Origin of the sequence: Staphylococcus argenteus (genome assembly GCF_000236925.1) — a bacterium.
GTDB lineage: Bacteria > Bacillota > Bacilli > Staphylococcales > Staphylococcaceae > Staphylococcus > Staphylococcus argenteus.
Genome location: NC_016941.1, coordinates 2300459 through 2321035, shown reverse-complemented (window position 1 = coordinate 2321035; position 20577 = coordinate 2300459). Strand labels below are relative to the sequence as shown.

The following is a 20577-nucleotide window of genomic DNA, read 5'->3' as shown; positions in this document are numbered from 1 at the left end:
TATTATCAACTGGGGAGTGTTACTATTGTTTCAAAGATTAAGTGCATTTGCGACGAAAAGTTTCTTGGTATGGATGTTACTTGCAGCAATTATAGGTTTTATTTTTCCACAACATGTAGCAACATTAGGGAAATGGGTACCTTATTTACTTGGTATTGTTATGTTAGGTATGGGTTTAACGATTACGCCTAATGATTTCAAAATGGTATTTCAAACACCTAAGGCAGTCATTATAGGTGTCTTGTTACAATTTAGTATTATGCCAACACTAGCTTTTATTATAGCTAAGTCATTCCATTTACCGCCGGACATAGCTATAGGTGTGATATTAGTTGGTTGTTGTCCTGGAGGAACATCAAGTAATGTAATGAGTTATTTAGCGAAAGCCAATGTTGCGCTTTCTGTGTCGATTACAACTGTTTCTACATTACTAGCGCCCGTAGTTACGCCAGCATTAATATATTTATTTGCGAATGAGTGGTTAGAAGTATCTTTCTTGAGTATGTTATGGTCAGTTATTCAAGTAGTTTTAATTCCTATAACAATTGGTATTATATTACAACTTATCAATCGTCGAATTGCTGAAACAGCTTCTACGGCATTGCCAATTATATCGGTAATTGCTATATCTTTGATTTTAGCTATTGTAGTAGGAGGAAGTAAGCGTCAAATTTTGACGACGGGTTTATTAATTTTCATAGTAGTTATTTTACATAACGTGTTAGGTTACACAATCGGTTATTGGTTAGCGCGACTTTTAAAATTAGATAGACAAGATCAAAAAGCAGTTAGTATTGAAGTAGGTATGCAAAATTCTGGTTTGGCAGTATCATTAGCTACATTACATTTTAATCCGATAGCTGCTGTTCCTGGTGCTGTATTTAGCTTTGTACATAATATTACTGGTCCTATACTAGCTAAATATTGGTCGAAAAAAAGATAAAACGAGTTATAAAATGAAGTACTTATCAGACTATGTTAAGCTTTTAGAAAGAGAAAGAATAGAGGAGAAGACATATGTATAGAGCAGTCATATTTGATTTTGACGGAACCATAATAGATACCGAACAGCATTTGTTTAATGTCATTAATAAACACTTAGTCAATTATAACGTCAATCCGATTAGCATCGATTTTTATCGTGCATCTATTGGTGGAGCAGCTACTGATTTGCATGATTATTTAGTTAAGGCAATAGGTTCAGAAAATAAAGAGAAAATATACGAAGAGCATCATCGTACAAGTACGATGTTACCTATGATTGACACGATTAAATCTTTAATGGTGTTTTTAAAACAACGACATATACCTATGGCCATTGCAACAAGTAGTGTAAAAGCAGAGATTATGCCTACCTTTAAGGCACTTGGTTTGGATGATTGTATAGACGTTGTCGTTGGTAGGGAAGATGTTGAGCTCGTTAAACCTGATCCTGAGCTATATTTAACAGCGGTACAACAATTGAACTATATGCCTACTCAATGTTTGGCTATCGAAGATTCTGTAAATGGTGCAACAGCGGCAATTACAGCAGGATTAGACGTTATTGTTAATACAAATGAAATGACTAACGCACAGGACTTTACAACTGTTGAATACGTAGCGAAAGATTTAAACTATGATCAAATCGTTACACGTTTCTTTTCGAAATAGGAGGTCTAACATGGGATATATCATATTATTTTTTTTAGCAGGTCCAATTATTTTAGCGATTGGAAATTTAGTAATAGGGCCAATTTTTAATAAGCAGACACCGTTTCGAATACAAGTAAGGTCTTTCGTTGTTGGTTCAATGATATATATTATACTTGCAACAATAGGATATTTTTTACTTTTACAAGGTAAATTATAATAAAAAGCCACCATACCTAACATATATGGATATAAATGACGGTAAGCTTTTCAACAAATCAGCTAATCGTCTACCATATATTGAATAAGGTAAGGTGGTTTTATTATTACATATATTTTAATAATAACGTCACGATGATAAGTACAATTAAGATTATATCTATACCTACCATAATCGTTGCCCTTGTTGCATTACTGCCTTGTTCTTTCGCTGCTCTCATAGCGCGGTAATTTGGTACGAAACTAATGATTAGTAAAATTAGTACAATAACACCAATTAATGCAGTTGTCATGATGAGCGACCTCCTTTATTTTTTTCGATAAATTCCCAAAGAAAAGTAGCTATAACACTAATGATTAAACTAGAAATAACTCCGATTTGAACTGTTAAAAACTTAGTGCCAACAATGATACCGATAATTAAAGCAAAAGGTAAAATGGTTCCTAATTTGAATTTACGTTCAGGAGAATTAATGATTGTAAACACTGTGAGATATATGAGCATGAATACAACAGTTGCAACGATGCTTTTTCCGATTAAATAAGTAATATCTGGTTTCTGCATGCCGAAATAATTTATGATAAAAAATGCTACTGCAAAGATTAAAGATATTTTTATCGCACGAGGTAATATTTGTTTTAACATTTCAATGCTCCTTTTTAATATTATTCAAATTATATCATAATCACTTAGAATACTTGAAATTGTATGGTATTTAAAGGTTTGTGAGCAATTTGTTTAATTTTTTAGAAAAATCACAAAATAATTGTTTGCAAATGTAAAAAAGCCTGCTATAGTAGTTCTGTAAACGATTACATGGTATGCAAATATTAATGTACCAAAATCGGTAATTTATAGTATAATTACGACAATAAGTTTTTTTATGGATTTATTTAGTATCAATCAGAGATGGGGTAAGACGTTATGGAGAACAATGAACTACAAAGGGGATTGAGTGCCCGTCAAATTCAAATGATTGCACTTGGTGGTACGATTGGCGTGGGGCTTTTCATGGGTGCAACAAGTACAATTAAATGGACAGGACCATCTGTTATCCTTGCATATTTAATTGCGGGTATCTTTTTATTTTTAATCATGAGAGCAATGGGTGAAATGATTTATTTGAACCCAACAACAGGATCATTTGCTACGTTCGCAAGTGATTATATACATCCAGCAGCGGGCTATATGACAGCTTGGAGTAATATATTCCAATGGATTGTAGTTGGTATGAGTGAAGTTATTGCAGTAGGAGAATATATGAAGTTCTGGTATCCCGACTTACCAACATGGATACCGGGGGTTATCGCTATTTTATTATTAATGGCAGCGAATTTATTCTCAGTAAAAGCATTTGGCGAATTTGAATTTTGGTTTGCTTTAATTAAAGTTGTAACAATTATTTTAATGATCATTGCTGGTTTTGGTCTTATTTTCTTTGGTTTTGGAAATGGCGGTCATCCAGTTGGTATTTCTAATTTATGGACAAACGGTGGATTTATGCCGAATGGAATCGTTGGCTTCTTCTTCGCATTATCAATTGTTATAGGTTCTTACCAAGGTGTGGAATTAATTGGTATTTCAGCAGGGGAAACAAAAGACCCTCAACGAAATATTGTGAAAGCAGTAAATGGCGTAATTTGGAGAATTTTAATTTTCTATCTTGGTGCTATTTTTGTAATTGTTTCTGTATATCCATGGAACCAATTAGGCGATATCGGAAGTCCTTTTGTTGCTACTTTTGCGAAAATCGGTATTACATTTGCTGCAGCATTAATTAACTTTGTTGTGTTGACGGCAGCAATGTCTGGCTGTAACTCAGGTATTTTCAGTGCAAGTCGTATGATTTATACACTTGCGCATAAAGGTGAAATGCCTAAGATATTCACAAAAGTTATGAAAAACGGTGTGCCTATGTATACTGTTGTTGCAGTATCTCTTGGTATTTTAATTGGTGCTTTATTAAATGTAATTTTACCTTTATTTATCGATGGTGCTAGCAGTATTTTCGTATATGTATATAGTGCATCAATTTTACCAGGAATGATTCCTTGGTTTATGATTTTATTCAGTCACTTACGCTTTAGAAAGTTACATCCTGAAGAAGTGGAAGGACATCCATTCAAGATGCCTGGTGGCGCAGTGAGTAACTACTTAACTATATTATTTTTAATATTAGTATTAGTAGGTATGGTATTTAATGCAGAGACGAGAGTATCAGTGCTTATTGGTGCAATCTTCTTAACCGTAGTAACAATTTATTATTTCATTAGATATAATAAAAACAATGTAAAAGTTAAATAATATATTATGTACGCCCATACTATAACATGGTCGGTGTTTGCTGATTATAGCAAATAGACGCTGTTATGTTTGGGCGTATATTTTTATGCTCCGAAATACATTGTTAGCTTAATATTGGACGAAGATGATATTTATTATAGTGAAAATGATGTTTATAAATGAGAATGTAAACAATATTTTTAACACTGTGTAATTAAAATAGACATTGGTAGTAACTTATATTGTTGATTTACTATGGATCACAATCATTGATAATCTGGATTTTTAAAATAGTTAAAGAGACATTAAAAAAGCAATTGACATATGGTATGAAACCGTCAGTCAATTGCAATAATAATTTAATTAAAATATAACTCTAGCATGATGTCATCGATATAGTCTAAGTATATTAAAGTGTATATAAACTTTGATGAAACAAACATTGTTGCGTGATACATTTAAAGAAGTTATATAAGACTGTTAATGTTTAAAGTTTATATTCGATAAATGTTTGCGATAATTATCTAAGGCCATTTTAGATTGAGTAATAAAATCTAATGATGCATGATAATTAAGAGCTACATAACGATAATATAAAATATCAATCGTGAACATTTGAGCAAAAAGTGATGTTGTTGCGCCCATATGCATCTCATTTTCATCTGTTTTCCCATATGTTAAAACAATATTTGATGCCTGTGCTATAGGGTTATCCATGGTGCTAGTTATTGTGATAATTGGTATATGGTAGTCGTCAATGACTTTGACCATAGACTGCATTTCACTTTGTGTACCATTGTTAGTAATAAGAATGACACTGTCGTTAGAATTATGAGTTGCTAATAACGTTGCAAAAATATGCGTTTCTTGAACGAGTTGAATATTTAAACCTATTCTTGATAATTTTTGATAAAGGTCTGTAGCGACTACAAAAGAAGCACCAAACCCATAAATGAAAATCGTGTCAGAACGTTTTAAACAATGACAAATTTGATCGATTGTTTTATCGTTTAATTCGTTATTGGCATGATTAAGTGTACGAGTTGTGCGAGTATGGAGTTTGGTTCTTAACGACTCTGTACTTTCGTTATTTGCGAGTTCGACATTATAAATTGACGACGCTTTTGGTACATATTTTGAGATATTAATTTTTAAATCATGAAAACCACCATCAGTGATTTTTTTGCTAAATCGAATGACTGATGAGGTACTAATATCTAATAAGCTTGCTAAGTCTTGAGACCTCATTTTTATCACTTTTTGTGGTGAATTAAGGATAAAGCTAGCAATCTTTTTTTCATTTTTAGTCATGTATGGATACTGACTATCTATTTCTGTTAGTACGTTTGACATATTAATCACTCCACTTTAACGCAATATGTTTTATTAGCGTTGGCTTTTGTTGTTTAACGCGATGGTATTACAACTTGTAACGTAAGAGAATGAAAAATAAGCTGAATATGTTGTTTGTTTAATGATATTGAAAATTAAAACTGTAAAACTTTTTAAGATGTATAGATTAAAAAATAGCATACTCCCATGTGCAAATGATACAAATATATCACTATAAGACATAATGTATATTCCCAATTTATACATCATGTACTCATTTATTTAAGCCTAAGTAAAAATAGACATACAAGACCCAATCTATCACCTTAATCACTATAATTATATCGCGATTACCACATCTTTACAATTTGAAGAAACTTTTAAATTGTATAATTTATGTAATAAAGTGAATTTTAATAAATAACTTGTCTAAATGGCATTGAAGAAAAATAAGGTTGATATGTAAATTGAATTGAGGTTAATTCATTGCGGTGAGTGCATCATGAAGTTCTCTGTGATAAAAATTAAAATATTGAATTTTATTGCCATAATTGATTCTGTACATTGGTCGTTTAGTGAGAAGGTGTAATAGTTCATAATAGACAATTTGATTATAATTATGAATAGTAGTATGTGTAAGGTTTTGGTATTTCTTGAATTCATCATTTACGATTTGATTGAATTCATCGACAAGAGGCGCTACATTTATTGATGTCATGATTGTATTGTATTTAATCATTTCAACTCGCTGAATCAATTCTATAATTTGTTGTCTAATGTAATTATTTTCGTTTATCATATAAGGGTACCTCCAAAAATAAAAAATACGATAGTACAAGGGAAGGATACAACAGTGGATAATTTAAAAAAGAAATATAAGTTTAAAGATATAGCTTGGATAGACTTACTCATAATTCCAATTATAGGTGTATTATTTTTTGCACTAATATTTGCACTTTACACAACAATGAAGTCGTTTGGGGCTTTAATTAGTGATAGAGATATTATATTTATAGCGATTGTTGCACAAACTATCGCGTATAGCATTGGTATCATGGCGTTTTGTTTATTTCATTTGAAGGTGATAAGCTCAAGACTTCTCGCAGGTTTAATGTATATAAAAAAACATTGGCTTAGGTTATTAATAACATATATTATTGCAGTCATCTTAATTTATGCATATGAATTTATGACACAGTTTTTACCTAAACATTTGCAATATAGCGAAACAGCGAATGAGCTTGAACTAAATAAAATGTTTGAAGTGCCTTCATTTTTACCAGTAGCATTCTTATTAATAGTGATTGTAGGTCCAATAGTTGAAGAACTGGTTTTTAGACATATTTTAATAGGAGAATTAGGTAAGAAATTTAATTTTATAGTGATGAGTATTATTTCGGTGTTCTTATTTACACTTATTCATGTTACTGATGCGAAATCACCATTTGAATTTGGTCCATATCTAATTTTAGCTATTATTATGGTGGTTACTTATTTGAAATCAGGTAGAAACTTAGGTTCGACTATCGCATTACATATTGTAAATAATTTTGTGTCATTTATTATGACGGTCGTACAAATTTATGGTTAAGAAAGCCCCATTGATTCTGTTGCTTAAGAATCGATGGGGTTTAAAAATTGATGGTAGTTATCAATGGATATATCTCTTGTTTGAATTGTCTTGCCAAAAGAATATGAGATATCCACAATATTTGCAATCTCAAGTTCTGCTGTCATATCTGTTGCGATATCATAAATTACGGCGTGCCAGTGTCCACTTTTACATAGCAGCCCGATGAATATAACATTTTCGGCTTTGATTTTATCATCTACTTTATAATCTACTAACATCACATTACGCTCTGTACAGTAAATTAAAATATCAGAAAACAACATAGGTAACGTCATATGTTGTGTATCTTTAAACTTAATATAAAAATCCATACGTTTAAGAAGTTTTCTTAATCGTGTTTGTGGCAAGTTTAAACATTGTTTTATGATTGCGTTGATTTCACTTTTATATGGTAACGTCGAATACGACTGACTTTCATTTAGTACTAAAAATAAGGCTGATAATTGTGATTCAGATAAATTTAATGAAATTTTAGATTGTGCTTGTTGTATTTGGTAACCACCATTTTTTCCATAATGCGCATAAATTTTAACACCTTGATTTTCTAAATCGTCAATGTCACGTAAAATCGTACGCTTGGAAACGTTGCAATATTTAGCTAATTCTAATGCGGTCATTTTATTGTTTTGTTGAATTGCAGTAATAATTAAATTTTGCCTTTCAGCTTTATTCATGACAGCCACCTCCTTAAAGATGATATATTACACAAAGTATAACATAAGAGTGACAATGAGGACATTTTCATTAGCTTTTTTAAAAAAAGTTGTAAAAATTTGTAGAAAACGCTTACATTAAAGAAAAGATTGTGCTATTATATTATTTGTAACAGGGGGAGCGATTAAACAAAGGGGTAGAGCTATATAACAGATAGCTTTTAATCGTTCAAGTTACATCACAACATCTTCAATATTTATTACTTACTTTCCTTTCTATTTGTCGGCTAGCACGTGACTAGCCGATTTTTTTATGGAAATTAATATGAAAGAATTCATTTGTATATTTGATTCTTTTGATATAGGGTAATACTAAAATGATTATGATATAAGAAGTGGTGAACTAAATGACAGAAAAAACATTACAACAGATTGATAAATTAATTTGTAATTGGTTGCAACAATTAGATATTCTCATTCCACAATTGATAAGTGAAATGACTACAGAAACAAAACGCCATAGATTTGACTTAGTAACAAATGTCGATAAGCAAATTCAACAACAATTTCAAACTTTTTTATGTACACATTTTCCAGAACATGAGTTATTAGCAGAAGAAAAAAATAATGATATGATTACGAAAAGTATTAAAGATTTGTGGATTATGGACCCTGTCGATGGGACTGCAAATTTAGTGAAACAACAAGAAGATTATTGTATTATATTGGCCTACTTTGTTGAGGGAAAACCAATGTTATCTTATATATATGATTACCCTCATAAGCAACTGCATAAAGCGATTAGAGGAGTCGGTGCTTTTAGCAATAATTTGAAGTTGGAAGCGCCGGAACCTTTACCATTAAAAGATGCAATTGTTTCATTTAATGCGCAAGTTATGAATATGGAAACAGTACAAGACCTATTCAATGCGTCATTTAGTTATCGTCTAGTTGGAGCATGTGGATTAGATTCAATTCGTGTTGCAAAAGGGCAGTTTGGTGCGCATATTAATACAAACCCTAAACCTTGGGATATTGCTGCACAATTTTTGTTTGCGGAACTACTTAATTTAAAAATGACATCTTTAAATGGTGATAAGATTGATTATCTTAAAGGTGGACCGTTTATAATTAGTAACGTGGCATGCCATCAAAAGATACTAGAAATTTTAAATGCTAATGGTGGATATAAAAAACTAAGTAGTCGTGTTTGAAAATAGAAATAATAGCGAAAAATAGTAATACGTCTTCAGAAGTATAGTAAAAAAATAATTTTACTATATAATAAATAGGGAAAACAGATAAAGTATGTATGGAATAGTAAAGGAGTGGTGGGATTGAAGCGTTCAAATAAAAGTAAAATGAGCCTACCTAAGAAAATATTTTTATGGGTATTTGGTATTTTAGTCATTTTAGCGATTGTAGCAGTAGTTTATGTAGCTGCTAAAATTTTTATTACTGGTAATAAAATTCATAATCCGTTAGATCGTAACAAGTCAGAATTAAGAGATAAAAAGGTAAGTTTAAAAGATGGTGATCCATTTACAATTGCTTTATTCGGTGTCGATTCGGATGCTGATCGTAAGAAAAAGGGTGGCGGAGAGCGTAGTGATAGTATAATGATTTTATCTATCAACCCTAAAACGAAGAAAACTGAAATTGTTAGTATACCACGTGATACAAGAGCGGAAATTGTAGGGCGAGGTACAACGGAAAAAATCGCGCATGCATATGCATATGGTGGACCTAATATGGCTGTGAAATCACTTGAAAAGTTAATGAATGTACCAATTGACCATTATGCGACAATTGATATGGATGGTTTGCATAATATGATAGATAGCATCGGCGGTGTTGATGTAGTAAGTAATGATACATTCACTGTTGATGGTGTTCATTTTACAAAAGGTCAGCAAACACATGTGAATGGTGATCAAGCGTTAAAATTTATTAGAAGTCGTAAAGAAGAAGGAGCTGGTGGAGATTTTGGTCGTCAACAGCGTCAGCAAATTGTTTTAGAAGCGATGGCTAATAAAATTGCTAGTCCATCATCAATCACACACTTCAATAGTCTAATGAATGAAATTCAAAATAATGTTAAAACAGATTTAACGTTAGGTGATTTGAACACGATTAGAAGTAATTATAAAGATGCTAATGATACGATTAATAAACATCAATTAAGTGGTCAAGGTGGTATTCAAAGTGATGGATTGTATTACTTCATTCCAAGTGAACAATCTAAAGCTGAAAGTACGAAGTTATTAAAAGACAATTTAGAGTAGTCGTTTAGTGACAACATTTAACGTCATGTCTTTAATTGAATGATAGTATAGGTTGAATGTCTATCAATTTAATATAAAAATATTGCAGTAACCTGTAAGTGAAAAGAGCATACTTTTCATTTACAGGTTTTGTTGTATTTTAAATGATTAGAGTAAGTAATATGCAATTAGTCAATTATATAGCTGCATAATGTGATAATAGTTTGAATTGATGATTAGTTATAGTCATTACTGGCTACCATAAAGTTATATAGATTTAATTAATAATTTTCTGAAAAAAGGTATTGATAAGTGGTATGACTAATTTTGTAAATACAGTATCAAAGTAGTAGAGATGATAACAATTTTCAATTAAATGAATAGTGATTAAATTTCGCACTAATTATTTGTAATGCAAAAGTTTGCAAAAAAGCAAAATACAAAATTCTACTTAACAACTAGTGCATAAAGTAATACAATTAAGTTAATTCTATCTGAAAGATGTGGGGGCATTTTTAATATAGATGGGATTGTAGTAATACTTAATAAGTCATTTACGGAAAAATATATATATAGACGGGGTGAGTAATATGCAAGAACATTTGGTGGTTACACTTGATGGAAAAGATTATCTTGTAGAACCTGGTACGAATTTACTTGAGTTTATTAAATCACAAGATACATTTGTACCTTCAATTTGTTATAACGAATCGATGGGACCAATTCAAACATGTGATACATGTACTGTTGAAATTGACGGTAAAATTGAACGTTCATGTAGTACGGTGATTGATCGTCCAATGACTGTAAATACTGTGAACAATGATGTAAAAGATGCTCAAAAAGAAGCGCTTGACCGTATTTTAGAAAAGCATATGCTGTATTGTACAGTATGTGATTATAATAATGGTGATTGTGAAATCCACAACACAATGGATGCTTGGGGACTTCAACATCAAACATATGAGTATAAAGAAAAACCTTATGAAAAAGATTATGGACCATTTTACCGCTATGACCCAAATCAATGTATTCTATGTGGTCGTTGTGTAGAAGCATGTCAAGATATCGAAGTGAATGAAACAATTAGAATTGATTGGGATCGTGAACATCCACGTGTTATTTGGGATAATGATGTACCAATTAATGAATCTTCATGTGTATCTTGCGGGCAATGCGCAACGGTATGTCCATGTAACGCTATGATGGAAGTAAATATGGAAGGTAATGCAGGTTATATGACTGATACTGAACCTGGTTCTTTAGCAGCAATGATCGATTTAACTAAAAAAGCAGAACCTGGTTATGGACCATTATTTGCGATTTCAGATTCTGAAGCAGAAATGCGTAAAGAACGTATTAAGAAAACTAAAACAGTATGTACATATTGTGGTGTAGGCTGTTCATTTGAAGTTTGGACGAAAGATAGAGAAATTTTGAAAGTACAACCATCTCATGATTCTCCGGCAAATAAAATTGCGTCATGTGTTAAAGGGAAGTTTTCATGGGGACATATTAATTCAGATCAACGTTTAACAAAGCCATTAGTTAGAAAAAATGGTGAATTCCATGAAGTTGAGTGGGATGAGGCATTAAACGTGATTGCTGATAATTTCACATCAATTAAAGAAAAATATGGTCCAGATGCGTTGTCATTTATTTCTTCATCTAAAGCAACAAATGAAGAATCTTACTTAATGCAAAAATTAGCGCGACAAGTAATCGGTACAAATAACGTTGATAACTGTTCAAGATATTGCCAAGCGCCTGCAACAAAAGGTTTATTTAGAACTGTTGGACACGGTGGTGACTCTGGTAGTATTCAAGACTTAGAAAGAGCAGCAATGTCAGTGTTAATTGGTACAAATACTGCAGAAGCTCATCCGGTTATCGCATCACGCATGAAACGTGCGCAAAAATTATTTGGTCAAAAAATACATGTATTTGATATTAGAAAACATGAAATGGCAGAACGTGCGGATCGTTTTTATCAACCTAAACCAGGTACGGATTTAGCGTGGTTAAGTGCAGTAACTAAGTATATTATTGATCATGATTTACACGATAAAGCATTTATCGATGAGTGGGTAGATGATTTTGATGAATATTACAAATCATTAGAAACATTTACAATGGCTTTTGCTGAAGAAGCAACAGGTATTCCTGAATCAGAATTGATTAAATTTGCTGAAGAATGTGCTAAAGCTGAATCTGTTGTTATTTGTTGGGCAATGGGTATTACACAACAAGACATCGGTAGTGACTCAAGTACAGCAATTTCAAACTTATTACTAGTAACAGGTAATTATCGTCGTCCTGGTACAGGCGCATATCCATTGCGTGGACATAATAATGTTCAAGGATGTAGTGATATGGGAAGTATGCCTGATAAGATTACAGGTTACCAAAGTATTGAAGCGGATGATATTCGCGCTAAATTTGAAAAAGAGTACGGCGTTAAATTGAATCCAAAAGCTGGTAAAGATAATCATGAAATGGTAGAAGGTATACATGACGGAGAAGTACACTCATTGTACTTATATGGTGAAGATACAGGTATTGTAGATTCAAATATTAATTTTGTACAAGCTGCATTTGAAAAATTAGATTTCATGGTAGTACAAGATGAATTTTTAACATTCACAGCAACATACGCAGATGTTGTATTACCAGCAAGTCCTTCACTTGAAAAAGACGGTACTTTTACAAATACCGAACGTCGTATCCAACGTTTATACCAAGCATTAGAACCACTTGGTGATTCAAAACCTGACTGGAAAATCTTCCAAGCAATTGCTAATAGATTAGGGTTTGATTGGAATTACAAACATCCTAGTGAAATTATGGATGAAGTAGCACGCTTAACACCTTTATATGCGGGGGTAAGTTATGATCGCTTAGAAGGATTCAATAGTTTACAATGGCCAGTACAACCTGATGGCACTGATGAACCTATACTTTATTTAGAAGGATTCAATTTTGATAATGGTAAGGCGAAATTATTCCCATTAACATTTGATAACTTCTTTAAACAAGATGATGTTTATGATATTCATGTAAATAACGGAAGATTGTTAGAACACTTCCATGAAGGTAACATGACATATCAAACACCAATGATTAAATATAAAGTGCCACGTGCATTTGTTGAAATTTCTCCAGAGCTTGCTGAAGATAGAGGCATTCATGAAGGTGCAGAAGTTAAGTTGATTTCTGAAACAGGAGAAGCGGTATTACAAGTTCATGTGACAGATCGTGTTAAAGGTAAAGAAATCTATATTCCATTAAACAATGATGCGATGGAAAATGGCGATTTAGGAGCAATTAACTTATTAACTAATAGTGATGTTGATCAATACACGGATACACCATCTTACAAACGAACTAGTTGTCGTTTAGAAGTCATTACGAAACGTGGGAAATCACCATTAAATCCAAATAACTTCCGTGTAAACAAAAAACGTCACCCGCAGTACAGCGTACAAGTACAGAAAAAATGGGAACGTCCAGATTATGTTTTCCCAGGAAATCAGGTGGATAAATAATGGCTGAGAGAATATCATCTAAAATTAGACGCTTAGAAAAATCGGAAGAACAAATAAAATTAGAAAGCTTGAACGAAGTTACTGAAGCAATTGCTGCAAACAAAGATAGTATTTTAAAAGCAATTAAGCTCATTAAAACATTAGATGATGCAAAATTATTAGATGCTTTAAATGGAGCAATTCGAGGACGTCAAGTTATTATAAATAAATTTGCAGTTGAACTTAACAAAGATATTTATACAGGGTTATTATCCAATATGGCTTCAATGGTATTTTTATTAGGCGAACTGAATGTATCAGATTTAAGCGACTTCCTAAATAAAGTTAATAAAGGATTACACGTTGCGAATCAAGCGAGTCCAAATGCTAAGACAACTATAAGAAGTCTATTGGGCGTATTGAAAGATGACGACATGAACCGTAGTTTAACTTACATGCTTAATATGTTAAAAGGTATGTCTAGAGAAGAATAAAATCACAATGGAAAGTGTTTCTACATGCAAGTAGTGTAGGAGCACTTTTTTTATTTCAATAAAAATTGAAAAAGGTGCTTTTTATTGGAATAAATGAATAATATTGAAAAACAAAAAAATCACGTACTATTGTGAATCAATCATCGACAGGCCTATGAAAAATCATGTATTATTATGATTATGTAAGTTATTTAAATAAAAAGGGTGAGTGCATATTAATTCGAGAATGTTAAAAACGTCAGCTGTAATATCAAATGCCTTATTAGTCATAGGTTTAGTTTGTTTATTTATGATGAAATTAGTATTAGCTATTACTTTTTTTGCTGTTTCATTATCAATTAGTCTAGTTGTCTTTAATATGATGTTCAGAGATAGAACGACGATGAAAGTAATCGTTAACGCTTCTTTTTTAATCGTAATATTAGCGATTGTTGTGGCATATTTTTTATTGTCTAAGTAAGAAAATGAGGTTTTGTCTATATGAAGAAGAAATTCAAGTTACGTATATCAACGCTACTATTAATGATCATTTTGGTTGTATTTGCTGTGTTACTTATTGTGAATGAAACAAGGTTGTTTAAAAATGATGTAAATTATTCGTTTGATCAAGCTGTATCGATGCAACAAGGGAAAGGCATCATTCAGACTAAAGAAGACCATGGTAAATTTGTTAAAGCAAATAATAATGAAATTGCTAAAGCAATGACCATTTCACATAAAGATAGTGATATGAAATACATGGATATCACAGAAAGAGTGCCAATGTCAGAATCTGAAGTTAATCATCTTTTAAAAGGTAAAGGTATTTTAGAAAATCGAGGGAAAGTTTTTCTAGAAGCCCAAGATAAATATGAGGTTAATGTCATATATCTTGTGAGTCATGCATTAGTTGAAACTGGTAATGGCAAATCAGAATTAGCACAAGGCATTAAAGATGGTAAGAAACGCTATTACAACTTCTTTGGTATAGGAGCTTTTGATAGTAGTGCTGTTCGCAGTGGGAAAAGTTATGCGGAAAAGGAACAATGGACATCTCCAGATAAGGCGATTCTTGGTGGAGCTAAGTTCATTCGTAATGAATACTTTGAAAATAATCAATTGAATTTATATCAAATGCGTTGGAATCCAGAAAATCCAGCACAACATCAATATGCGAGTGATATTTATTGGCCAGATAAAATTGCAAAATTAATGGACAAGTCATATAAAGAGTTTGGTATAAAGAAAGATGAAATTAGACAAACATATTATAAATAAGACATCGACGTTCAAAGGAGCTGGAACAATTTATTGTTTTAAGCTCCTTTAGCGTATTTTAATGGGAATATTGAACATTCGTGAAGATGATTTAAATTTTAAAACGATAGATTAAATTTGTATAGATACGTAAACACATTTATAGGAATAAGGAACGTACGTTAATGTCGTTTTTGATAAAATTGATTTTGATAGCTGTTACATCATTTTTATTGCTAAAATTAGACAAAATAAATCTTACAACAATATATAAGTTGATAAGTAGGGTCATTTTTAAACAATAGCGCATGTGATAAAATAGAAAAGAATGAAAAATATAGAGGTGACAATATGAAGATAGCAATTATAGGTGCAGGCATCGGTGGATTAACAGCAGCTGCATTATTACAAGAGCAAGGTCATACTATTAAAGTCTTTGAAAAAAATGACTCTATTGATGAAATAGGTGCTGGGATAGGTATTGGAGATAATGTGCTTAAAAAGCTAGGTAATCATGATTTAGCAAAAGGCATTAAAAATGCAGGACAAATCTTATCAACGATGACAATATTAGATGACAAAGATCGTCCATTATCTACAGTTAAATTAAAAAGTAATACATTAAATGTGACTTTACCTCGTCAAACACTAATTGAAATTATAAAATCATATGTTAAAGATGATGCAATTTTCACAAAACATGAGGTTACTCACATCGATAATGATACAGATAAAGTAACGATACATTTTGCTAATCAAGAAAGTGAAGCATTTGATTTGTGTATTGGGGCTGATGGAATTCATTCTAAAGTAAGACAATCTGTAAATACTGATAGTAAGATATTATATCAAGGTTATACATGTTTTAGAGGATTAGTCGATGATATCGATTTGAAACATCCCGACTGTGCAAAAGAATATTGGGGTAGAAAAGGTAGAGTAGGTATTGTTCCATTATTAAATAATCAAGCATATTGGTTTATTACTATTAATACTAAGGAAAATAATCATAAATATAGTGCATTTGGAAAACCGCATTTACAAGCCTACTTTAATCATTATCCAAACGAAGTTAGAGAAGTGTTAGACAAGCAAAGTGAGACTGGTATTTTGTTGCATAATATTTACGATTTAAAACCATTAAAATCTTTTGTTTATGGACGTACCATTTTATTAGGGGATGCGGCCCATGCAACGACTCCTAATATGGGGCAAGGTGCTGGCCAGGCAATGGAAGATGCTATCGTATTAGTGAATTGTTTTAATTCATATGATTTTGAAAAGGCATTACAACGTTATGATAAATTACGAGTTAAGCATACTACTAAAGTAATTAAGCGCTCTAGAAAAATTGGCAAAATTGCCCAATATAGAAACCGATTAATTGTAGCAATAAGAAACCGTATCATGAAAATGATGCCGAATGCACTAGCGGCAAGTCAGACTAAATTTTTATATAAATCAAAAGAAAAATAAAATAACTATACGAAAAACCCCGTATGTTGTAGTGAATTTACAACATACGGGGTGAGTTTTTGTTTGATTTAATAAGTAATAATTAAATGTTTAGTTTACCACGAATTGTGGCTTTTCACCTTGAGCTGCGCTAATAGCGGCGTTAGCAACTATTTTTGACATCATATCGCGAGCTTCAAATGTAGCATTACCAATATGTGGTGTAAGTACTACATTTTTAAGTGATTTTAAGTCATCCGTAATTTCTGGTTCGAATTCGTATACATCAAGTGCAGCACCTTCAATTTCATTATGTTTCAAAGCTTGAACAAGTGCAGCCTCATGCACGATTGGACCTCGTGATGCATTAATTAAATATGCTGTTGGCTTCATCATTTTAAATTGTTCTGTATCAATTAGATGATGTAATTTAGGATTATAAGCAGCATTTATTGTGATAAAGTCTGCATTTTTTAATAATGTATCTAAATCTACGTATTTAGCACCAATCTCACGTTCTTTTTCTTCTTTACGATGAGGGCCAGTATATAAGACGTCCATGTCAAATGCTCTGGCGCGGCGTGCAACGGCGCTACCAATTTCGCCTAAACCGATAATACCGATTGTTTTACCAGATACTTCGCGCCCTCTGAAAAATAAAGGTGCCCATCCGTCAAAACCAGTTGTACGTGATAACTCATCACCTTCAACAATGCGTCTAGCAACAGCAAGAACTAAGCCAATTGTTAAATCAGCAGTTGCATTTGTTGAAGCCTTTGGTGTATTTGTAACATCTATATTTTTTTCACGTGCATATTCAATATCAATATTATTAAAACCTGCACCATAGTTGGCGATGATTTTTAAGTCTTTACCAGCATCGATAACATCTTTATCGACGTTTGTTGATAATAAACTGATTAAAGCAGTCGCACCTTGTACACCTTTAACTAAAGTGTCTTTATCGACTAACCCTTTACCTTCATACATTTCGACTTCAAAATGTTCTTGTAAAAGTTTTAAACCTACTTCTGGTATGGCACCAGCAACATAAACTTTTTCCATAAAGCTCACTCCTTTTAATCTAGTATAGTAGAAGATTAGACTGTATACAACTATGTCGTGATTTGTTGCATATCAACGGTGTAAGCGTGTACTTTTAATAGTGGGGTAGGGGAAGTAATGAATATATTTAACAATGTTAAAAAGTACGATGAATTAATTGTGAATATAAAAAAGAGCTTATCCTAAACAGGAAAGCTCGATAGTTATCGATAACATATTTACCGGACAAAATATCCAAGTGATATGTACCAAAATACTCTTTAAATATGAATGTAGTTGTAGTTACCAGCTTCACTAGCTGAAATAGTTCTTGAACTTACTGAGAATGGACCACCACTATAGTTCATTTCTGAAATTGTTACTGAACCATCACTGTTAACACTTTCAACATATGCAACATGACCAAATGGTCCTTCAGATGATTGTAGAATAGCCCCTTTAGAAGGTGTATGGTTTACTGTGAATCCAGCACTTTGAGCAGCTGAAGCCCAGTTGTTAGCATTGCCCCAAGTAGAACCGATTTCACCGCCTACTTTATCATATACATACCAAGTACATTGACCAGCTGTATATAAGTTACCTGCATGTGAAATTGATGAAGTTGTAGTTGTAGTTGTTGTAGTAGTTGTTGTTTGAGTCGTGTTGTAATTATAGTTGTAGTTATTATAATTTGTATAATTTTCAGCAGCATCTGCATGATGTGCGTGACCTACTAATGCTGTACCGATACCTGCTGTTAATGTAGTTGCTGTTACTAATTTTTTCATGAATAAAGTCCTCCAAAGTTCTATATCTTTTTTTATAAATAAAACGTAGCGACTGTTTTATTCTCACATCTCGATTGATGACAATAGTTACTTTAACAAAATTAATCACGTTTGTGGGGAATGTTATTGTTTTGTAAAAGAATAAAAAAACTTTGACTAATTTTGTAATAAAAATTAGCCAAAGTTACAATGAGATTAACAGGAAATTAATAGGAAATGTTTATTTGTAATATGTTTAAATAAAACGAATAGTTAAAGGTATGATATATTCTTCACCATTATAAGATTTTACGCATGCAATTATTGTGAAAACAAAAGATAATATTGAGTATGCGAATATTGATAAAATACCAATAAACATAATGATGAAACCTATAATTGTAATGAAATTTATATCGGTAGCAATTAGGAAAACACCTATTAAAGTGATAACGACTAAAACGATAGACCAAATAATATATGAAATCATAAAGTTAAGATAATTTTTTCCAGCACGATTAACTAACTTCGATTCATCTTTTTTTAATAACCATATAATTAGTGGTCCAATTATAGTTGTGAATAAACTTAATAAATAGATAAGCATCGCCATAATATTCTCATCATTCGATTTGCGGTTTGGTTGATGAGTTGTTGCATCGTTCATTTCTGTTGTCATGATAGACACTCCTTTTAAAGTTGTAATATTATCTTTAACTATAACAAAATATAATCAAAATAAACATGTTTATTAAACAATTATTAAATTTAAAAATAAGTGGTAGACGTTGGCGTTTAAATAGGTTAATTTAAGGTTATATATACTTAACATTTATAATGATGCGTAATGAATTCGCATCTTTTTTATATTGTCTTACGTATAATGTATTTTTATTTTTAAACAAAGAAAGATAGAAAGAGGGTTGTTTATGAAAATAGCAATTGTAGGATCAGGAAATGGCGCGGTTACGGCAGCAGTTGACATGGTAGACAAAGGTCATGAAGTTAAATTATATTGTCGTAATCAATCAATAAATAAATTTCAAAACGCAATCGACAAAGGTGGATTTGATTTTCATAATGAAGGCGAAGAACGTTTCGTAGAATTCACTGATATTAGTGATGATATGGAATATGTACTAAAAGATGCTGAGATTGTTCAGGTTATTATCCCGTCTTCATACATAGAATATTATGCTGATGTAATGGCAGAGCATGTGACGAATAATCAGTTGATATTCTTCAACATGGCTGCAGCAATGGGATCAATTCGTTTTATGAACGTTTTGGAAGACAGACACATTGATACTAAACCTCAATTGGCTGAAGCTAATACATTAACGTATGGCACACGTGTGGACTTTGAGAATGCAACAGTTGATTTATCATTAAACGTACGTCGTATCTTCTTTTCAACGTATGACAGAAGTTGCCTAAATGATTGTTATGATAAAGTTTCAAGTATTTATGACTATTTAGTTAAAGAAGAAAGTTTAATTAAGACAAATCTTGAAAATGGTAATCCAGAAGTACATCCAGGACCAACTTTATTAAATGTGGGCCGTATTGATTATGCGGGTGAGTTTGCATTATATAAAGAAGGTATAACAAAACACACGGTAAGATTATTACATGCAATTGAGTTAGAAAGATTGAATTTAGGGCGTAGATTAGGATTTGAATTATCTACTGCGAAAGAATCACGTATAGAGCGTGGTTATTTAGAACGTGATAAAGAAGATGAACCATTGAACCGATTATTCAATACAAGCCCAGTATTTTCACAAATTCCTGGACCAAATCATGTAGAAAGCAGATATTTAACTGAGGATATTGCATATGGTTTAGTATTATGGTCAAGTTTAGGTAAGGTTATTGATGTGCCGACACCAAATATTGATGCTGTCATTGTTATTGCATCAACAATTCTAGAACGAGATTTCTTTGAAGAAGGATTAACTGTTGAAACAATTGGTTTGGATAAACTAGATTTAGATAAATATTTAAAATAAATGTTAGTTTAAATATAAAAAGCAAATA

At 31.9% G+C, this 20577-nt stretch carries 21 protein-coding genes; 13 read left to right on the top strand and 8 right to left on the bottom strand.

What is annotated here, in order from left to right:
- Nucleotides 1-25 precede the first annotated feature (25 nt).
- From SAMSHR1132_RS11415 to SAMSHR1132_RS11405, 3 genes are all read left to right on the top strand, one after another.
- Nucleotides 26-943, top strand: coding sequence for a bile acid:sodium symporter family protein (locus tag SAMSHR1132_RS11415; protein ID WP_000487753.1), 918 nt, complete (start codon nucleotides 26-28; stop codon nucleotides 941-943).
- Nucleotides 944-1017: 74 nt separating this feature from the next.
- Nucleotides 1018-1653, top strand: coding sequence for an HAD family hydrolase (locus SAMSHR1132_RS11410; protein ID WP_000285457.1), 636 nt, complete (start codon nucleotides 1018-1020; stop codon nucleotides 1651-1653).
- Between the two features lie 10 nt (nucleotides 1654-1663).
- A complete protein-coding gene (locus tag SAMSHR1132_RS11405) occupies nucleotides 1664-1852 on the top strand; it encodes a hypothetical protein (protein ID WP_000540548.1) in 189 nt (62 codons plus the stop codon).
- Nucleotides 1853-1958: 106 nt separating this feature from the next.
- On the opposite strand, the gene SAMSHR1132_RS11400 is transcribed toward SAMSHR1132_RS11405, so the two are convergent.
- Together SAMSHR1132_RS11400 and SAMSHR1132_RS11395 are read right to left on the bottom strand one after the other, a co-directional pair.
- Nucleotides 1959-2144 carry a hypothetical protein gene (locus tag SAMSHR1132_RS11400; protein WP_000205309.1) on the bottom strand — a complete coding sequence of 62 codons (186 nt, stop codon included), beginning with the start codon at nucleotides 2142-2144 and terminating at the stop codon, nucleotides 1959-1961.
- Complete coding sequence (locus tag SAMSHR1132_RS11395) at nucleotides 2141-2497, bottom strand: hypothetical protein (protein ID WP_000917666.1); 357 nt, start codon at nucleotides 2495-2497, stop codon at nucleotides 2141-2143. The genes SAMSHR1132_RS11400 and SAMSHR1132_RS11395 overlap by 4 nt, the downstream gene beginning before the upstream one ends.
- A 279-nt stretch (nucleotides 2498-2776) precedes the next feature.
- Here SAMSHR1132_RS11395 and SAMSHR1132_RS11390 point away from each other — a divergent pair, with 279 nt between their 5' ends.
- On the top strand, nucleotides 2777-4156 hold the full coding sequence (locus SAMSHR1132_RS11390; RefSeq protein WP_000429679.1) for an amino acid permease: 1380 nt from the start codon (nucleotides 2777-2779) through the stop codon (nucleotides 4154-4156).
- Between the two features lie 459 nt (nucleotides 4157-4615).
- On the opposite strand, the gene rpiRc is transcribed toward SAMSHR1132_RS11390, so the two are convergent.
- On the bottom strand, nucleotides 4616-5488 hold the full coding sequence (rpiRc, locus tag SAMSHR1132_RS11385; protein WP_000073198.1) for a pentose phosphate pathway transcriptional regulator RpiRC: 873 nt from the start codon (nucleotides 5486-5488) through the stop codon (nucleotides 4616-4618).
- Nucleotides 5489-5945: 457 nt separating this feature from the next.
- Nucleotides 5946-6266 carry a hypothetical protein gene (locus tag SAMSHR1132_RS11380; RefSeq protein ID WP_000606646.1) on the bottom strand — a complete coding sequence of 107 codons (321 nt, stop codon included), beginning with the start codon at nucleotides 6264-6266 and terminating at the stop codon, nucleotides 5946-5948.
- Nucleotides 6267-6320: 54 nt separating this feature from the next.
- Between SAMSHR1132_RS11380 and SAMSHR1132_RS11375 the strand changes: the two genes are divergently transcribed.
- Nucleotides 6321-7058 carry a CPBP family intramembrane glutamic endopeptidase gene (locus tag SAMSHR1132_RS11375; protein ID WP_000369349.1) on the top strand — a complete coding sequence of 246 codons (738 nt, stop codon included), beginning with the start codon at nucleotides 6321-6323 and terminating at the stop codon, nucleotides 7056-7058.
- Nucleotides 7059-7081: 23 nt separating this feature from the next.
- Here SAMSHR1132_RS11375 and SAMSHR1132_RS11370 read toward each other — a convergent pair whose 3' ends face one another.
- The gene (locus SAMSHR1132_RS11370; protein ID WP_001030129.1) at nucleotides 7082-7774 is read right to left on the bottom strand and encodes a helix-turn-helix transcriptional regulator; all 693 of its coding nucleotides are present in this window, start codon (nucleotides 7772-7774) and stop codon (nucleotides 7082-7084) included.
- A gap of 386 nt (nucleotides 7775-8160) precedes the next feature.
- On the opposite strand from SAMSHR1132_RS11370, the gene SAMSHR1132_RS11365 reads away from it, so the two are divergent.
- From SAMSHR1132_RS11365 to SAMSHR1132_RS11335, 7 genes are all read left to right on the top strand, one after another.
- Nucleotides 8161-8967 carry an inositol monophosphatase family protein gene (locus SAMSHR1132_RS11365; protein ID WP_000137065.1) on the top strand — a complete coding sequence of 269 codons (807 nt, stop codon included), beginning with the start codon at nucleotides 8161-8163 and terminating at the stop codon, nucleotides 8965-8967.
- Between the two features lie 123 nt (nucleotides 8968-9090).
- Nucleotides 9091-10038 (top strand): LCP family glycopolymer transferase, encoded by a 948-nt coding sequence (locus SAMSHR1132_RS11360; RefSeq protein WP_000830946.1) that lies wholly within the window; start codon nucleotides 9091-9093, stop codon nucleotides 10036-10038.
- Between the two features lie 569 nt (nucleotides 10039-10607).
- Nucleotides 10608-13562: a formate dehydrogenase subunit alpha gene (fdhF, locus tag SAMSHR1132_RS11355; RefSeq protein ID WP_001155257.1), complete on the top strand. Its 2955-nt coding sequence runs from the start codon at nucleotides 10608-10610 to the stop codon at nucleotides 13560-13562.
- Nucleotides 13562-14035 carry a DUF1641 domain-containing protein gene (locus tag SAMSHR1132_RS11350; RefSeq protein WP_000840811.1) on the top strand — a complete coding sequence of 158 codons (474 nt, stop codon included), beginning with the start codon at nucleotides 13562-13564 and terminating at the stop codon, nucleotides 14033-14035. Before fdhF ends, SAMSHR1132_RS11350 begins: the two co-directional genes overlap by 1 nt.
- A gap of 226 nt (nucleotides 14036-14261) precedes the next feature.
- Nucleotides 14262-14495, top strand: a complete 234-nt coding sequence (locus tag SAMSHR1132_RS11345) for a hypothetical protein (protein WP_000921245.1) — start codon at nucleotides 14262-14264, stop codon at nucleotides 14493-14495.
- A 20-nt stretch (nucleotides 14496-14515) separates the two neighbouring features.
- Nucleotides 14516-15292, top strand: a complete 777-nt coding sequence (locus SAMSHR1132_RS11340; protein ID WP_000726238.1) for an N-acetylglucosaminidase — start codon at nucleotides 14516-14518, stop codon at nucleotides 15290-15292.
- Between the two features lie 330 nt (nucleotides 15293-15622).
- The gene (locus tag SAMSHR1132_RS11335; RefSeq protein ID WP_000684137.1) at nucleotides 15623-16747 is read left to right on the top strand and encodes an FAD-dependent monooxygenase; all 1125 of its coding nucleotides are present in this window, start codon (nucleotides 15623-15625) and stop codon (nucleotides 16745-16747) included.
- A 90-nt stretch (nucleotides 16748-16837) separates the two neighbouring features.
- Here the strand turns inward: SAMSHR1132_RS11335 and SAMSHR1132_RS11330 are convergent, their stop codons facing one another.
- The 3 genes from SAMSHR1132_RS11330 to SAMSHR1132_RS11320 form a co-directional block, all read right to left on the bottom strand.
- On the bottom strand, nucleotides 16838-17791 hold the full coding sequence (locus SAMSHR1132_RS11330) for a 2-hydroxyacid dehydrogenase family protein (RefSeq protein ID WP_000417023.1): 954 nt from the start codon (nucleotides 17789-17791) through the stop codon (nucleotides 16838-16840).
- A 260-nt stretch (nucleotides 17792-18051) separates the two neighbouring features.
- Complete coding sequence (locus tag SAMSHR1132_RS11325; protein WP_000737696.1) at nucleotides 18052-18558, bottom strand: CHAP domain-containing protein; 507 nt, start codon at nucleotides 18556-18558, stop codon at nucleotides 18052-18054.
- 235 nt (nucleotides 18559-18793) lie between these two features.
- On the bottom strand, nucleotides 18794-19216 hold the full coding sequence (locus SAMSHR1132_RS11320; RefSeq protein ID WP_000206096.1) for a DUF4870 domain-containing protein: 423 nt from the start codon (nucleotides 19214-19216) through the stop codon (nucleotides 18794-18796).
- 250 nt (nucleotides 19217-19466) lie between these two features.
- On the opposite strand from SAMSHR1132_RS11320, the gene SAMSHR1132_RS11315 reads away from it, so the two are divergent.
- Complete coding sequence (locus SAMSHR1132_RS11315) at nucleotides 19467-20549, top strand: NAD/NADP-dependent octopine/nopaline dehydrogenase family protein (RefSeq protein WP_000684562.1); 1083 nt, start codon at nucleotides 19467-19469, stop codon at nucleotides 20547-20549.
- Nucleotides 20550-20577 lie beyond the last annotated feature (28 nt).

Coding starts and splice junctions, on each gene's coding strand:
- SAMSHR1132_RS11410 (WP_000285457.1), top strand. CDS start 1,018: ATGTATAGAGCAGTCATATTTGATTTTGACGGAACCATAATAGATACC.
- SAMSHR1132_RS11405 (WP_000540548.1), top strand. CDS start 1,664: ATGGGATATATCATATTATTTTTTTTAGCAGGTCCAATTATTTTAGCG.
- SAMSHR1132_RS11400 (WP_000205309.1), bottom strand. CDS start 2,144: ATGACAACTGCATTAATTGGTGTTATTGTACTAATTTTACTAATCATT.
- SAMSHR1132_RS11395 (WP_000917666.1), bottom strand. CDS start 2,497: ATGTTAAAACAAATATTACCTCGTGCGATAAAAATATCTTTAATCTTT.
- SAMSHR1132_RS11390 (WP_000429679.1), top strand. CDS start 2,777: ATGGAGAACAATGAACTACAAAGGGGATTGAGTGCCCGTCAAATTCAA.
- rpiRc (WP_000073198.1), bottom strand. CDS start 5,488: ATGTCAAACGTACTAACAGAAATAGATAGTCAGTATCCATACATGACT.
- SAMSHR1132_RS11380 (WP_000606646.1), bottom strand. CDS start 6,266: ATGATAAACGAAAATAATTACATTAGACAACAAATTATAGAATTGATT.
- SAMSHR1132_RS11370 (WP_001030129.1), bottom strand. CDS start 7,774: ATGAATAAAGCTGAAAGGCAAAATTTAATTATTACTGCAATTCAACAA.
- SAMSHR1132_RS11365 (WP_000137065.1), top strand. CDS start 8,161: ATGACAGAAAAAACATTACAACAGATTGATAAATTAATTTGTAATTGG.
- fdhF (WP_001155257.1), top strand. CDS start 10,608: ATGCAAGAACATTTGGTGGTTACACTTGATGGAAAAGATTATCTTGTA.
- SAMSHR1132_RS11350 (WP_000840811.1), top strand. CDS start 13,562: ATGGCTGAGAGAATATCATCTAAAATTAGACGCTTAGAAAAATCGGAA.
- SAMSHR1132_RS11345 (WP_000921245.1), top strand. CDS start 14,262: ATGTTAAAAACGTCAGCTGTAATATCAAATGCCTTATTAGTCATAGGT.
- SAMSHR1132_RS11340 (WP_000726238.1), top strand. CDS start 14,516: ATGAAGAAGAAATTCAAGTTACGTATATCAACGCTACTATTAATGATC.
- SAMSHR1132_RS11335 (WP_000684137.1), top strand. CDS start 15,623: ATGAAGATAGCAATTATAGGTGCAGGCATCGGTGGATTAACAGCAGCT.
- SAMSHR1132_RS11330 (WP_000417023.1), bottom strand. CDS start 17,791: ATGGAAAAAGTTTATGTTGCTGGTGCCATACCAGAAGTAGGTTTAAAA.
- SAMSHR1132_RS11325 (WP_000737696.1), bottom strand. CDS start 18,558: ATGAAAAAATTAGTAACAGCAACTACATTAACAGCAGGTATCGGTACA.
- SAMSHR1132_RS11320 (WP_000206096.1), bottom strand. CDS start 19,216: ATGACAACAGAAATGAACGATGCAACAACTCATCAACCAAACCGCAAA.
- SAMSHR1132_RS11315 (WP_000684562.1), top strand. CDS start 19,467: ATGAAAATAGCAATTGTAGGATCAGGAAATGGCGCGGTTACGGCAGCA.